Annotated in this window: 10 protein-coding genes; 4 read left to right on the top strand and 6 right to left on the bottom strand. The window is 71.8% G+C overall.

Annotated features, from left to right (window positions below):
* Positions 1–15: 15 nt before the first annotated feature.
* Together FCN18_RS02185 and FCN18_RS02180 are read right to left on the bottom strand one after the other, a co-directional pair.
* Positions 16–3,186, bottom strand: a complete 3,171-nt coding sequence (locus FCN18_RS02185) for a glycosyltransferase (protein WP_137092968.1) — start codon at positions 3,184–3,186, stop codon at positions 16–18.
* Between the two features lie 42 nt (positions 3,187–3,228).
* Positions 3,229–4,641 (bottom strand): SAM-dependent methyltransferase, encoded by a 1,413-nt coding sequence (locus FCN18_RS02180; protein WP_137093334.1) that lies wholly within the window; start codon positions 4,639–4,641, stop codon positions 3,229–3,231.
* A gap of 69 nt (positions 4,642–4,710) precedes the next feature.
* On the opposite strand from FCN18_RS02180, the gene FCN18_RS02175 reads away from it, so the two are divergent.
* A complete protein-coding gene (locus tag FCN18_RS02175; RefSeq protein WP_228713580.1) occupies positions 4,711–6,012 on the top strand; it encodes an alginate O-acetyltransferase AlgX-related protein in 1,302 nt (433 codons plus the stop codon).
* A 191-nt stretch (positions 6,013–6,203) separates the two neighbouring features.
* Positions 6,204–7,457 (top strand): flagellar basal body protein FliL, encoded by a 1,254-nt coding sequence (locus tag FCN18_RS02170; protein WP_112266017.1) that lies wholly within the window; start codon positions 6,204–6,206, stop codon positions 7,455–7,457.
* Between the two features lie 402 nt (positions 7,458–7,859).
* Here the strand turns inward: FCN18_RS02170 and FCN18_RS02165 are convergent, their stop codons facing one another.
* Genes FCN18_RS02165 through FCN18_RS02150 form a run of 4 tightly spaced genes read right to left on the bottom strand, consistent with a single transcriptional unit; the run spans position 7,860 to position 12,692 of the window.
* Entirely contained in the window at positions 7,860–8,531 is a 672-nt protein-coding gene (locus FCN18_RS02165) for a response regulator (protein WP_112266013.1), read from the bottom strand.
* Positions 8,528–9,637: a sensor histidine kinase gene (locus FCN18_RS02160; protein ID WP_228713579.1), complete on the bottom strand. Its 1,110-nt coding sequence runs from the start codon at positions 9,635–9,637 to the stop codon at positions 8,528–8,530. Before FCN18_RS02160 ends, FCN18_RS02165 begins: the two co-directional genes overlap by 4 nt.
* Positions 9,638–9,646: 9 nt before the next feature.
* Positions 9,647–10,531, bottom strand: coding sequence for a hypothetical protein (locus tag FCN18_RS02155; RefSeq protein WP_112266011.1), 885 nt, complete (start codon positions 10,529–10,531; stop codon positions 9,647–9,649).
* Positions 10,532–10,571: 40 nt separating this feature from the next.
* Entirely contained in the window at positions 10,572–12,692 is a 2,121-nt protein-coding gene (locus FCN18_RS02150; RefSeq protein WP_113642752.1) for a molybdopterin oxidoreductase family protein, read from the bottom strand.
* Positions 12,693–12,787: 95 nt separating this feature from the next.
* On the opposite strand from FCN18_RS02150, the gene FCN18_RS02145 reads away from it, so the two are divergent.
* On the top strand, positions 12,788–13,312 hold the full coding sequence (locus FCN18_RS02145; RefSeq protein ID WP_137092966.1) for an RNA polymerase sigma factor: 525 nt from the start codon (positions 12,788–12,790) through the stop codon (positions 13,310–13,312).
* A complete protein-coding gene (locus FCN18_RS02140; RefSeq protein WP_137092964.1) occupies positions 13,305–14,192 on the top strand; it encodes a VOC family protein in 888 nt (295 codons plus the stop codon). The genes FCN18_RS02145 and FCN18_RS02140 overlap by 8 nt, the downstream gene beginning before the upstream one ends.
* Positions 14,193–14,216: the final 24 nt, after the last annotated feature.

Below are 14,216 nucleotides of genomic sequence, written 5' to 3'. Positions count from 1 at the left end.
CCCCCGATGCCGTCGTCAGTCCGCGCGCTCCCGCAGTAGTCCGGCGAGCGTCTCGCGGGCCACGCCTGGCCCGAACCGCCGGTTCACGGCCTCCTTGCCTGCCTCCGAGATCCGCAGCCACAACGCGTCGTCGGCGAGCAGCGTGCCGATGCGCTCGGCCAGCTGCGCCGCGGTCTCGCCGAGCAGCACCTCCTCGCCGTCGACCAGGTGCATGCCCTCGGCCGCGAGCGCCGTCGCGGCCACGGGCACGCCGCGCGCGAGCGCCTCGCCGACCTTGCCCTTGACCCCGGCACCGAAGCGCAGCGGCGCCACCACAACGCGGGCCTGTTCGTACTGTGCGACCAGGTCCTCGACCCAGCCGTGCACGACGACGCCGTCGCGCGCGAGCTCGCCGATCTCCGGCGGCGGGTTGCTGCCGACGATGTGCGCCACCGCGTCGGGGTGGCGCCGCCGCACGAGCGGCATGATCTCCTCGGCGAGCCAGCGGGCGGCGTCGCGGTTGGGGATGTGGTCGAAGCTGCCGACGAACAGGACGCCCGAGCGACCCTCGACGGCGGTCCTCGCGACATCGGCCTCGTGCACGTTGGACAGCACCTCGACCTTCGCGGCGGGCACCAGCTCGGCGAGGAGCCGCTGCTCGACCTCCGAGACCACGAGTGTCACGTCGCACGCGCGCGCGAGGCCGAGCTCCATCTCCCTCAGCGCCTCGGCCCGCCTGCTCAGCGTGTCGCGCTCCGCGTTGTCACCGAGCTGGGCCGCGAGGTCGGCCTGCCGCTGCAGGCGCAGGAAGTGCAGGTCGACGGTGTCGTAGGCGACGACGCAGCCGGGCGCGTGCTGGCGCAGCGGCTCCAGCAACCGCCACGCCACCTGCGGCCGGGACAGCACGGCGAGCCGCAGCGCGCTGCCCGCGTCGCGCACGAACTCCTCCTGCTGACCCTGGTCGGCGATCACGGTGATGCCCTTGCGGTGCAGCGGCGCCGTGTACTCCTCGGGGATCGCGCCGTTCATGGGGAAGAACACCACGCGCTCGCCGAGGTCGACGAGCAGGTCGAGCAGCCGGGCCATGCGGACCGAGCCGGAGTCCTCTCTGGTGCGCGGCACCTGGTGGTCGGCGACGAGGACGAGCCCGCCACGGTGGCCGTGCGCGCCGCGGGCGCGGGCGAGCCACAGGTTGCCGGGGCTCGCCTGAGGCAGGTGGCCGGCCAGCGCGCTCGCCCACTTCTCGGCGAACACGGCGCGGTTGAGCTCCTGATGCCGCTTGACGCCGGAGCCGGTGTCGGTGCCGTTGGACACGCCCTCGTGGTGCACGACCACCGACTCCGGCTGCACGACGGTGCGGTAGCCGGCCGCACGCACGGCGAAGGCGAGATCGGTGTCCTCGTAGTACGCGGGCGAGTAGCGGGTGTCGAAACCGCCGACGCGCTCGAAGAGGTCACGGCGCACGAGCAGCGCGGCACCCGAGCAGTAGTCGACGTCGCGCATCGTGCGGAAGCGCGGCTCGTCCGGGTTGGCGCCCCTGCCGTAGTTCCAGCCGTTGCCGTCGCGCCAGACGATGCCGCCGGACTCCTGCAGCGTGCCGTCCGGGTAGACGAGCTTCGACCCGGCGAGGCCGACCGAGGCGTCGTTGTCGAAGACCTGCACCAGCTTGTCCAGCCAGCCGGGCCGCACCTCGGTGTCGTTGTTGAGGAACATGACCAGCTCGCCGCGCGCGTGCTCGGCGCCGAGGTTGCAGGCGCCGATGAAGCCGAGGTTGCGCTGCGCCCGCACGAGCCGCACCCCCGCACACCCGGCGACGCGGTCGGCCGTGTCGTCGGGCGAGGCGTCGTCGACGACGATGACCTCGAACGGCGTGATCGGCAGGTGCACCTCGATCGACTCGAGGCACCGGCGCGTGTAGGCCCAGTTGCCGTAGATCGGGATCACCACCGAGACGATCGGCTCGTCGCTGGTGGTGACGGCGACCGGCCCCGGCACGTCCTCGGCGGGGACGACCGGACCCGGCTGCCTGCCGAGCGCGGTCTCGTAGGCGTCGCGGCGGCGGGTGCCGCGAGGGGCGAGCTTCTCGACGGCGGAGCGGTAACGGCCGAGCAGCTTCTGGGCGAGCTCCGAGTGCTCGGCGGAGAGCCTGGCGTTCTCCCCCGCGAGGTGGTTGACGGTCTGGCGCAGGGTGCCGAGGTTGTCCGACAGCCAGCTCAGCCTCGCCGCGTCGCGGGTGGCCCTGCGGCGCAGCTGGTCGCCCTCCTCGACAGCCTTGCGGTAGCACTCGTTGACGCGGCGCAGCTGGGCCAGCGCCTCGTCCCGCTCCCCTTCGAGCGTCCGCGCCCTGGCCTCGGCGTCCTCGACGGCCGCGGTGCGCTCACGCAGCCGGGCCTCCAACGTGCTCACCGAGTCGGCGAGCCCCGCGATCTCGCCTGCCCGCGCCTCGCGCACCAGGGTCAGCTTCGGGTCGACCAGCACGGACGTGTGCGGCACCTCGAACGGCCGGTTCGACGCGATGCCGACGAAGTAGGTGTGCGGGGCGCCGCGGTCCACCGACCAGTCGTCGGCGGAACGCCTGCTCAGCGTGTAGGTCTCGCTGTCGCCGCCGGACTCGCCGTCGTGGATCAGCGAACCGACGGCGACGTTCTGCTTCAGCAGCAGCACGTGCTCGAACCGCCCGCCGAGCAGCTCCCGGAACGCGCCCTCGTGCAGCTCGTGGACGTGGTACGGGTTCTCGTTGCCGTGGTCATGGGTGTAGACGTCGATGTCGGGTGTGCTGCACAGGAAGATGCCGCCGGGCGCGAGCCGGTTGGCGACCAGCTCCATCAGCCGGTCCTGGTCCAGCACGTGCTCGACGGCCTCGAAGCACGTGATGACGTCGAAGGGCTCCTCGCCCTCGCACGCGCCGGGGTCGGTGATCGAGCCGACCTCGAACCGGACGTTGCCGAGCGGGTAGCGCTGTCGGGCGTGCTCGACGGTGGTCTCGTCGATGTCGATGCCCACGACCTGCGTGGCCTTGGCGGCCATCAGCGCGCTGCCGAAGCCCTCACCGCTGGCGAGGTCGAGCACGCGCTTGCCCTCGGTGAACCGCAACGCGAAGGCGTACCGGTGGTAGTGCTCGTAGATGACCTGGAGGTCGTCGGCCCATGGCACGCACCGCTCCCCGGTCCAGTCGATGAGCCGCTCACCCCGAGGTCCCGTACCCATGCGGGGAGATTAGCGGTTCACACACTGTCCCCGGTGGCAGGTTCAGATTTCCCGCAATGTGATTCCGACCAGCACATAGGCCAGATTGCGCCGGTCGTCGCCGAGCCCGGAGTCGCTCGGGTTGACCGCCCAGTCGGCGCTCAGCGCCAGCTCGGCGGTGCGGTGGGCGGGCACTCGGACGGGGAGGCTCCGCTCGGTCAGTTCGGGCCCGACCTCGATCGAGCCCACCGGCGTTCCGTCCAGGCTCACGGTGACCTGCCCGGTGTACGGCATCCACTCCGGCACGTACGTGCGCAGCTCGATGCTCGCGACATCGGCCGTGGTCAGCACGGGAAAGCGCACGGTCCGGCCCGCCCACGCGTCGTGGAAGACGCCGTTCATCCGGCCCGCCGCCACACCGGCTCCGCGGACGAGGCCGCCGGGGTCGCTGCCCCTCGGGTCGAACGAGACGCGGCCCGCAGGGTCGAGCACCTCGGTGTTGCGGATCGACCGCGACGGGGTGCGCTCGCCATGCACGCGCAGCGGCTGCGGCGTGGGGTGGAACAGGGCCGTGAGCCGGGTCGGGGTGACGATCCCGAGGTCGATCAGGGTGTCGTCGAGCGTGCCGAGCTGGTCGATGCGAGCGCGGTGCGCGGGGTCGGCCATGTCGAAGTTGTGCCCGTAGATCCGGTCGATGAACGGGTCGATCACGTTGCCGAGCGCGAGGAAGAAGCCCGGGTGCAGGTAGTGCAGGAGCACCGGCAGCACGTCCTGCGCTCGGATGCCCTCGAAGCCGTCGACCGCGCAGTCGACGTCGGCGTAGACCTCGTCGACGGCGCCGGTGATGGCGTTGCGGCGCAGCTCGGCAGGCAGCGTCGCCCAGATCCGCTCGACGACCTCAAGGGCTTCGGGCCAGCGCCGGTGCCCGTTGCGGCCGATCATGTCGTGCACCACGAGCACGCCGTCGCGCGTGAGGCTGTCGCGGATCTGACCGTAGAGGTGTTCGAGGTCCAGCACGTGGTGCAGCACCTGGTAGCCCACCACTACGTCGTGCTGGGCGTCGGCGACCCACGAGTTGAAGTCGGCGACCACGGGCTCCACCCGGTCGGCGAGCCCGAGCGAGTCGGCGGCCTTCGCGGCGCGCTCCTGCATGTCGGTGTTGATCTCCAGCAGGCGCACGCGCACGTTGTGCACGCCCTCGTCGGCGAGCGTCCGCAACCAGCCGAGCTCCTGGTCCCCGTTGCCGCTGCCGAGCGAGAGCACCACGGCGTCCCGGTCCAGTCCGGCGGCCCTGCTCGCGATCTCGCCGGTGATCAGGTGGTCGATGCCGGACACGCCGAGCGCGTTCAGCTTGGGCAGCATGTGCCTCGCCGACCAGCGGTGCGCGGACTCCGGCAGGCTCCCGTGCAGATCGACCTGCTGCGCGAACGTCTCCCGCTCCGCGGCCAGCCGCCGCTCGTAGTCGACGCCGTGCATCACGCGTCCCTCCGCTGATCGACCCGAACCGGCCCCCAGTTCACCCGGCCCGGCGATACGATACGGCGCGTGTCCGCAGGCCCCCGATCGCACCCGCCCGTGGGCGGGGGCCTTCCACCCACGCCGGAATCGTGGCTCCCCAACGAGCACAGCCTCTACCGGCCACGGCACAGCCCACGTCAGCGCACCGCCCTGACCTGCGCGGTCGTGTTCTTCCTCGCCCCGGCGCTCGCGTTCGTGCTCGGCGTGCGGCCGCAGGCGTTCGAGAACAGGGCGCTGGCCGAGTTCCCGAGCATCACCGACGGCTGGGGTTTCTTCACCGGCCTCTCCGCGTGGGCCACCGACCACCTGCCGTTGCGCGAGGCCGGTATCGACGCGGCGAGCGGCATCAGCACCGGGGTGTTCCGCGACCCACCCGACATGGGCGGCGGAGCACGCGACACGGTGGGCGTCTCGCCGGGCAGCGAGCGGCAGGAGACGCCGCCCGACCTGTTCCCCGACGTGATCTCGGGCACCGACAACTGGCTCTACCTCGGCGAGGACGTGAAGGCCAGGTGCTATCCGGCGCGCGACGTGAACGGCGTCGTGACGCAGCTGAACAAGCTTCGCGAGGCCGTCGAGGCGTCGGGTCGGGAGTTCGAGCTGGTGATCGCGCCCGACAAGACGACGGTCATGCCGCAGCACCTGCCGGAGAGCTACCTCGGAAAGGAGTGCGCGCAGCAGCGGGCGGCCGAGTTCTGGCGCCGGGTGCCCGCCGAGGCCGGGGCCATCGACCTGCGCCCCGCCTTGCGCGACACCGAGCGGCAGACCGGGGAACCGCTGTACGACGCGATCGACAGCCACTGGAACTTCGCGGGCGGGCTGACCATGACCTACGCGCTGGCCGAGCGGATCGCGCCGGGCAGCACCGCGACGTGGCAGGTGGGGCCGGACGGCACGCAGGAGTGGCCTGCCGACCTGCCCCGGATGCTCGGCAGGCAGGAGCAACGTCAGCTCACCCGCTACACGCTCGCGCCCGACGGCGGCGAGGACCGGACGCGCTACCTCGCGAGCGACTTCCGCACCATGCTCGAGGTCGAACAGCGAGGCGACGCGGTGGAAGGCACGATCGAGGACAAGGTCGGCGTGATCGCCGACTCCTACACCCAGTTCGCCACGCCGTTCCTCACGGCCGCCGTTCGCGACCTCTCCGTCGTGCACGCCGAGACCGTCGCGGAGGCCTCGGTCGACCAGATCGCCGAGCTGCTCGCCGATCGCGACGTGGTGGTGGTCGAGTTCGTGGAACGGATCGTCACCGGCGGCGCGAGCGCGCTGCTGCACGACGACGCGATCCACCGGCTCGGCGCCGCGCTCGCGGCCAATCCCAGGTAACAACCAGGTGACAGCCATGATCGGGGTGCGGTCGCGGGCGGTGCCGGACCCGACGGCACAGTAGGTTACGTCTGGGTGGTCGCCACCGTGCGCCCCCGACACGAGGTGCACAATGTCCTCGGTTTTTCGTCGTCGATGTTCGCTGGAGCTGACGCGAGCATGCACAGAACTGTCCCGAAGGGGGGCCGGGGGTGACCTGGCAGGAAGAGCTACGCAAGCTGGACGAGAGTCTCGCGTCCGGCAGCCTGTCCGCGGACGAGTACAGAACCCGCCGGGACCAGATCCTGTCGTCGGCGGTGACCTCGACGGAGCAGCAGCCGCAGGGCGACCAGGGCGGCAACGCCGACTCGACGCAGATCATCGAGCCGCTGTCACCTCCGCAGGGCACCCCCCAGCAGCCCGCTCAGCCGGTACAGCCCCAGCAAGCGCAGCAGCCGGAAGCCACGCAGGCCGTACCGCCCTCGGCCGCCGGTGGCGAGCGCACGCAGGTCGTGCCCAACTGGCAGTCGCAGCAGCCCCGGCCGCCGCAGGCCTCGCCGCCGGCGGGCTTCCCCCAGCCGCAGCAGCAGTACCAGCAGCCCGCCTCCCCTCCCGCCGGGTTCGCCGGTCCTCAGCAGCAGTACCAGCAGCAGCCGTGGAACGCCGCGCAGGAGGACGCCACGCCGCCGTGGGGTGGCGGTGACTTCCCGCCGATCGCGCCGCAGGGCAGCTCCGAGTGGGGCGTGAGCCAGGGCCCCGAGTCCTTCGAGTCCGAGTCGAAGTCGGGCGCGGGCCGCAAGGTGCTGTTCTCCGTGCTCGGTGTGGTGCTGCTCGCGGGTATCGGCTTCGCCGTGTGGGCGCTGTTCATCAACGGCGGCAACGACAACCCCCAGGCGCAGAACCCACCCGCCAACTCGCAGTCGCAGGCCCCGCCGCAGCCAACCAGCTCGGCGCTGCCGGAGCCGCCCGCTCCGAAGGCCGTGCCCGCCGACAACGAGTCGGCGATCATAGACCCGCCCGGCCAGGAGCGCAACGGCGGTGGGGCGTTCAACCTGGAGCAGCTGAGGACCAACCAGATGCTGCCGGAGTCGATGGTCCAGGCGCTCGACGACGCCGGGATGACCGACGGCCTGCTCAAGACCACGCGCGACGGCGACGCCACGATCGGCATCTACGCGATCGAGGTGTCCAACGAGGACGCCGCGGCCGCGGCCGCGGAGGAGTACGGCGTCATCCAGCAGGAAGGCGGCATCCCGGAGGTCCGGGAGCTGTCGATGCAGGGTGTTCCGGTGTTCGGGGCGGGCAACGCCAGCTCCGACAGCGTCTACCGCGCGGTGTACGTGCTCTACAAGCGCGTGGTGATCATCGACGTGACCGGTCCGAACCGCGACCAGCTCGAGCCGGTGTTCACCGACCTGCTCGACGAGCAGATCAACCACGCGCCGCCCAGCACCACCGGCGACTGACTCTCATACCGCCGAACGGGTGAGGTTGGCCAACACGGCCAACCTCATCCCACGGTCACGCGCCCTCTGAGCGGAGCATCGGGCCCCGGAGAGAGGAGGCGTGATGTGGCTGCAGATATCCCTCGTCGCCGTGATCGCCGCGGTTTTCCTGGTCAGGGTGACGCGCGAGGTCATGCGATCCCGCCGCTCGGCTGACTGACCCCCGACCGACGCCCCCTGGCCTGCCGCCCGCCGCAGTGAAGGCCACCTTCACTGCGTTGATCGAACACAGCGACGCGGAGCGCCTCCGTTTGGGTGGTGGGGGGAGACGGGCGGGCGCAGGCAAGGTGGCCTTCACTGCGTTGAACGCAGGCAAGGTGGCCTTCACTGCGTTGAACGCAGGCATGGTGGCCTTCACTGCGGTCAGCTAGCGGCGCCGGGCTTGACCAGGCCCGACTCGTACGCGAGCACGACCAGCTGCGCGCGGTCCCTCGCGGCGAGCTTGGTCATGATGCGGCTGACGTGTGTGCGCGCGGTGGCCGTGGAGATGAACAGCTCGCCCGCGATCTCGTCGTTGGTCAGCCCGCCCGCGACGAGCGCAAGCACCTCGCGCTCGCGGTCGGTGATCTGCTGGATGGCGGCGGGGTCGATCCTGCGGTTCTCCGGCCTGCCGACGAACTCGGAGATGAGCCTGCGCGTGACGGTGGGCGCCAGCAGGGCCTCCCCCGCGGCCACCACGCGCAGCGCCCGCAGCAACTCCACGGGGTCGGTGTCCTTCAGCAGGAACCCGCTCGCCCCGCCCCGCAGGGCGTCGTAGACGTACGAGTCCACGTCGAACGTGGTCAGCACCAGCACCTTCACGTCGGCGAGCTCGGGATCCTCCGCGATCCGCCTGGTCGCCTCCAGCCCGTCGACGCCGGGCATCCGCACGTCCATCACCACGACGTCGGGCTTGTGCTCGCGCGCGAGGGCGACGGCCTCCTCGCCGTCGGAGGCCTCGCCGCACACCTCGAACCCGTCCTCGGTGTCCAGCAGCACGCGGAAACCGGCGCGCACGAGCACCTGGTCGTCGGCGAGCACCACCCTGATCGTCATGTCCGCTCCTCGATCGGTATCACGGCCCTGACCTCGAACCCGCCGTCGACCGGGCCCGCGTCGGCGGTGCCGCCCAGCGCCTCGGCCCGTTCCCGCATGCCGCGCAGCCCGTTCCCGACCTTCGGGCTGGCCGCGCCCGAGCCGTCGTCCCGCACGCTCAGCCGCAGACTGCCGTTCGCCCGCGACAGCCGCACCTCCACGAGCCTGGCCTGGTTGGCGTGGCGCACGACGTTGGTGAGCGACTCCTGGAGGATCCGGTACGCCGCGGCGTCGACGGGCGCGGGCAGCTCCCCGGCGTGGCCGCGCAGCCGTACCACGAGCCCCGCGGTCCTGGCGTGGTCGAGCAGCTCGTCGAGTTGCCGCAGGCTCGGCGCGGGCGCCCGGTTCTCGCCGGTGCGCAGCACGGCCAGTGTGGCCCGCAGGTCGGTGAGCGCCGACGCGCTGGCCTCCTTGATGTTGCGCAGGGCCTCCTTGGCCTGCTCCGGTTTGCGGTCGGCGACGTGTGCGGCGACCCCGGCCTGCACGTTGATCATGGCGAGGCTGTGGGCGACCACGTCGTGCACCTCGCGGGCGATGCGCAGCCGCTCCTGCTCGGCGAGCCGTTCGCGGCGCTCGGTCTCCTGCTCTCTGGCCGCGGCGAGCGCTGTACCACGGTTGCGCACGGCGGTGCCGATGCCGATCACGGCCGCGACGCCCGCGACGAGGCCCGCGGCCCTCGCGTCGGGCAGCCAGCCGAGCCCGGCGGCCACGAAGAACACGTACCCTGCCACGACCAGCACGGCACCGGCGATGCTCGCGACGAGGGGACCGCGCACCAGCGCGACCGTGTAGAGCGCCAGCGCGGGCAGCAGGATCGCGGGCCCCCCGGGATAGCCACTCCAGTAGTACGCGAGCGCGCACGCGATCGACACGGCGAACACGGAGACCGGGAACCGCTTGCGCGCCAGCAGCGGCAGCGCCGCACCGCACAACAGGCCGTAGCCCAGCACGTCGAGGTGCTGGGCATGCGGCTGCTGCGTGGCGGCGATGGTGGTGATGCCCAGGACGAAGGCGGTGAGGGCCAGCGGGCCGATCACGTCGGTGAGGAGCTTCCTGGGCGGGAACACGCGTTGAAGCTACCCCTGAGCGGCGGCTTCGCGCGTCGGCTGGAAAGCGCGTTCCGGCGCTACGCCCCGTGCGGTAGCCAGGAGGCCGAGGGCGAGCAGGACGCCGCCGAGCGCCTGGACGCCCGCCAGCACCAGATGCGCTGAGTCCGTGTCCCCGGCCATGGCGACCGCCGTGACCACCGCCCAGAACCCTCCCGCGAACATAGTGGCCGAACCGGTCCAGGCCAGCACGAGGCGACCACGCAGCCGCCTACCCGCCAGCGTGAGCACCGCGACGGCGGCCGCGATGGCGAGCACACCACGTACGCCGTCGACGAACCGAGTGGCGAGCTGGGCACCGTCCTCGGGCACGAACGCCCACCACAGACGGGCCAGTCCGGTGCCGATGGCGAGCACCGCTCCCGCACCGGCCACGATTCCGACTGGTCCGTGCGGGACGGCGCCGGTGAACACGTGCGGCCAGCGGGTCCGCGCGTACAGCACGAACGCGGCGAGCAACGTGAAGCCCTGCCAGGCGAAGCTGCCGTAGACCATGGGCGTCACCCAGGTCGCCAACTCGGCCCCGTCGCCGGGGTCCATCGCCAGGTCCAGGCCGATCACGGGGCTCGACAACGCGATGGGGGCGAGCAATCCGGTGCCGACCCAGATCGGGAACAGCACGAGCCAGGCGGGCAGGCGCTGGCCCCAGTCGTAGGTGAACGCGAGCACCACGAGGACCGCGACGAGGTCCATGAACGCGGTGAAGGCATTGCCGGCGATCACCACCGGCTCCTTCAGGAACGTGGGGTCGGTGGCGCCGAGCGTGCCCCCGGCGACCCAGACGATCTTGAGCAGGAGGTAAGGGAGGACGCCCGCGATCGCGACGTAACAGAGGATGAGCCGTGCCTTGGTCATGCCATCAGCGTCGTCGCCCGCGCGGTCCGGCGGTTCCCGCTCAGGACTTGCTGAGCTCCCTCTCAGGAGTGAGCTCCACGGGGACCCCGGAGAGGGCGGCGGTGCCCGTCAGCGCGTCTACCAAACGTTCGTCGGTGACGTCGTTCGCGCTGACCCCGGCGTGCGCGGCGGCCACGCCGAGGCGCACGCCGTCGCGGTGATGTCCCCAGCCGTGGGGCAGGCTCACCACGCCCGGCATGATCGCGTCGGTGACCTCCACCGGCACCGCGATGGTCCCGCTCGCCGACGAGAGCAGCGCCCGGTCACCGTCGTCGAGTCCGCGCTCGCGCGCGTCGTCTGGGTGAACGAGCAGGGTACAGCGGGGTTTGCCCTTCACCAGCCGTTCGCTGTTGTGCATCCACGAGTTGTTGCTGCGCAACTGCCTCCTGCCGATCAGCACCAGCCCGGTGCGCTCGCGCTCAAGCAGGCCGCGCAGGCGGGGCACGTCGTCCAGGTAGGACTTCGGGGCCAGGTGGACCTTCCGGCCGCGTGTGGCGAGCCTGCCGGGCAGCCTGCGTTCCAGCGGACCGAGGTCGACACCGTGCGGCTCACGTTTGAGCTTCCACAACGACAGTCCCTTGTGGAGCTTGCGCAGGCCGTGCGGGCCCGCGAGCAGACCGGCCTCGAGCACGGCCTCCGGGCCGAGTCCGCCGAGCAGCCGTGCGGGCGCGCCGCCGCCGAGCACGCGGGTGGCCAGCTCCAGCACGATCTCCCAGTCGTGCCGCTGGTCGGGCCCTCGCCGGAACACCGGCGGCGAGTACTTCGCGACGTTGCGCACCGAGTAGTTCGCCAGCGCCAGCTCGTAGTGCGAACGTTCCAAGTGGACGGTGGGCGGCAGGATCACGTCCGCGTGGCGGGTGGTCTCGTTGAGGTAGGGGTCGATCGAGACCATGAAGTCGAGGCCGTCGAGCGCCCGCTCCAGCCGCGCACCGTTCGGAGTGGACAGCACGGGGTTGCCCGCCGAGGTGATGAGCCCCCGGATCCGTCCTTCTCCCGGCGTCTCGATCTCCTCGGCGAGCGCGGCGACCGGCAGCTCTCCGCCGAACTCCGGCAGCCCGCGCACGCGGCTGCGGTAGGTGCCGAAGCTCCCCCGGTGACCGGTGAGCGCCGCGAGCGGCAGAACGTCCACCGCCGGCGTGGTGAACATGGCGCCGCCCGGCTCGTCGAGGTGCCCGGTGAGCGCGTTGACCACCACCACGAGCCACGCGGCGAGCCCGCCGAACTCCTGTGTGCACACGCCGACCCGGCCGTACAGGACGGCCCTCGGTGTCTCGGCCAGCTCACGTGCCAGCGCCCGCACCCGCTCGGCAGGCACGCCCGTGACCGGCTCGGTGCGCTCGGCTGGGAACCCGCGGGCGACCTCTCGCAGGATGTCGACGCCGACCAGGTGCGGCGTGAGCCTGCCCGTGCACACCAGGTTCTCGGCGAACAGCACCTCGATGAGCGAGAGCAACAGCAGCGCATCGGTGCCGGGCCGGATGAACAGGTGCTCGTCGGCGAGACCCGCTGTCTCGGTGCGACGCGGGTCGATCACCACGACCCTGCGGACGGCCTTGAGCCGCGCGCGCACGTTCGGCGCGGTCATGATGCTGCCGTTGGACACCGCCGGGTTGCCGCCGAGGCACACGAACAGGTCCGTGCGGTCGATGTCCGGCACCGGCATCAGCAGCTGGTGACCGAACATCTCCAGCGCGGCGAGCATGTGCGGCAGCTGGTCCACCGAGGTCGCCGAGTACAGGTTGCGGGTGCCGAGCGCGCGGAAGAACGGCAGGCCGTAGGTGAGCAGGCCGAAGTTGTGGGCACTGGGATTGCCCTGGTAGACGGCGAGCGCGTCCTTGCCGTGCCGCTCGCGGACCTCGCGCAGCCCCGCGGCGACCAGCTCGAACGCGGCGGGCCAGCTCGTCTCCACCCACTCGTCCCCGAACCGCACGAGCGGGGTGCGCAGCCGGTCCGGGTCGTGGTGGACGTCGGCGAGCGCGGTGGCCTTGGGGCAGATGTAGCCCCTGGACAGCGGATCGGCCTCGTCACCTCTGATGTCGGTGACCCGGTCGCGCTCGACCGTCACCGTGATACCGCAGGTGGCCTCACAGAGCGTGCAGCTGTGGCGATGGGTCGTGGCCATGCGATCGAGACTAGCGGCGCGGTGCGCCTCCGCTCGGGACGAAAAAGTCGGCGGGAAGGCGTCGGAGTGGTGGCCCGCCGAACGACGATAGGGGTGTGACGGAACCACGGATACGGCCCGATCCGGCGTTCGCGCTGCTCAGCATGTACGAGGACGTGCTGCCGGAGGTGTACGGCTACCTGTTGTCCCGTTGCGGGAACCGGACGCTCGCCGAGGAGCTGACGTCGGAGACGTTCCTCGGCGCGGTGAGCGCGTGCCGCAGGCCGGGCGCACCGCCGGTGAGCAAGGGATGGCTCATCGGCATCGCCCGGCACAAGCTCGCCGATCACTGGCGCGCGCAGGAGCGGGAGGACCGCAAGCTCCGGCTCGTCCACGACGCCGGGGACGAGCGCGTCGATCCGTGGGAAGCCGAGCTCGACGCGCTGCGGGCCCGGCAGGTGCTCGCGCGGCTGCGACCGCAGCACCGGGCCGCGCTGACTCTGCGCTACCTCGACGGGCTCAGCGTTCCCGAGGTCGCCGAGCACCTGGCGCGCACGGTGCACGCCACGGAGGCACTACTGGTGAGGGCCCGGACCGCGTTCCGACGCCACTACGAGGGGAAGGAGGGTAGCGATGACTGACGCGTTCGATGCCCTCTTCCGCCCGCACCAGCCCATCGAACCGGACCCCGGCTTCGCCGCCGAGCTGCGCGAGGCGCTGCGGGCCGCGGTACTGCAGGAAGGAAGGGACGACGACATGACCACCGCAGAGGCACCCGCGCGGGCCGAGACGCACGCGCTGACCCCCTATCTCGCCGTGACCGATGCGCGCGCGGCGCTGGACTTCTACGTCGAGGTGTTCGGCGCGAGCCGCCGCGCGGAGCCGATCGTGATGCCGGACGGCAAGGTCGGCCACGCCGAGGTCGCGATCGGCGACTCGGTGCTGATGCTCGCCGAGGAGTTCCCCGAGATCGGCCACACCGTCGCCACGTCGGGCGGGGCGTCGATCCGGGTCGAGGTCCAAGACGTCGCCGCCGCCGTAGAGCGCGCGGTGGAGCTGGGCGCCGAGCGGCTCGGCGAGGTGGAGGACCGCGGGCACGGTCTGAACGGCCGGATCCGCGACCCGTTCGGGCAGCGCTGGCTGCTCGCGCAGGCGCCGAGGCGATCGTCGGCGGGCGCACCGCGGCCCGCGCACGGCCACGCCGCGTACTTCACGTTCACCATTCCCGACGACGAACTGGCGAAGACGTTCTACGGCACGGTGCTGGGCTGGCAGTTCGGCGAGGGCTCCGTGGCCAGGGCGTGGCGCGTCGAGGGCAGCGGCCTGCCCGACTCGGGGCTGTGGGGCGGGCAGCCGTACGCGGGCTGGAAGATGATGTACGCCGTCGACGATCTCGACGCGGCCGTGGAGCGGGTGCGCACGGTCGGCGGCGAGGTGCGCGAGGTCAAGCAGGAGCCCTACGGCCGCACCGCCGACTGCGTCGACAACCAGAACGTCGAGTTCTGGCTCTGGCAGCCCTAGCCCTTCGGGGTGGCGCTCCCCAAG

The organism is Prauserella endophytica (genome assembly GCF_005146945.1).
GTDB lineage: Bacteria > Actinomycetota > Actinomycetes > Mycobacteriales > Pseudonocardiaceae > Prauserella_A > Prauserella_A endophytica.
Note: the sequence above shows the minus strand (reverse complement) of the source record. Positions and strands in the feature narration are given on the sequence as shown.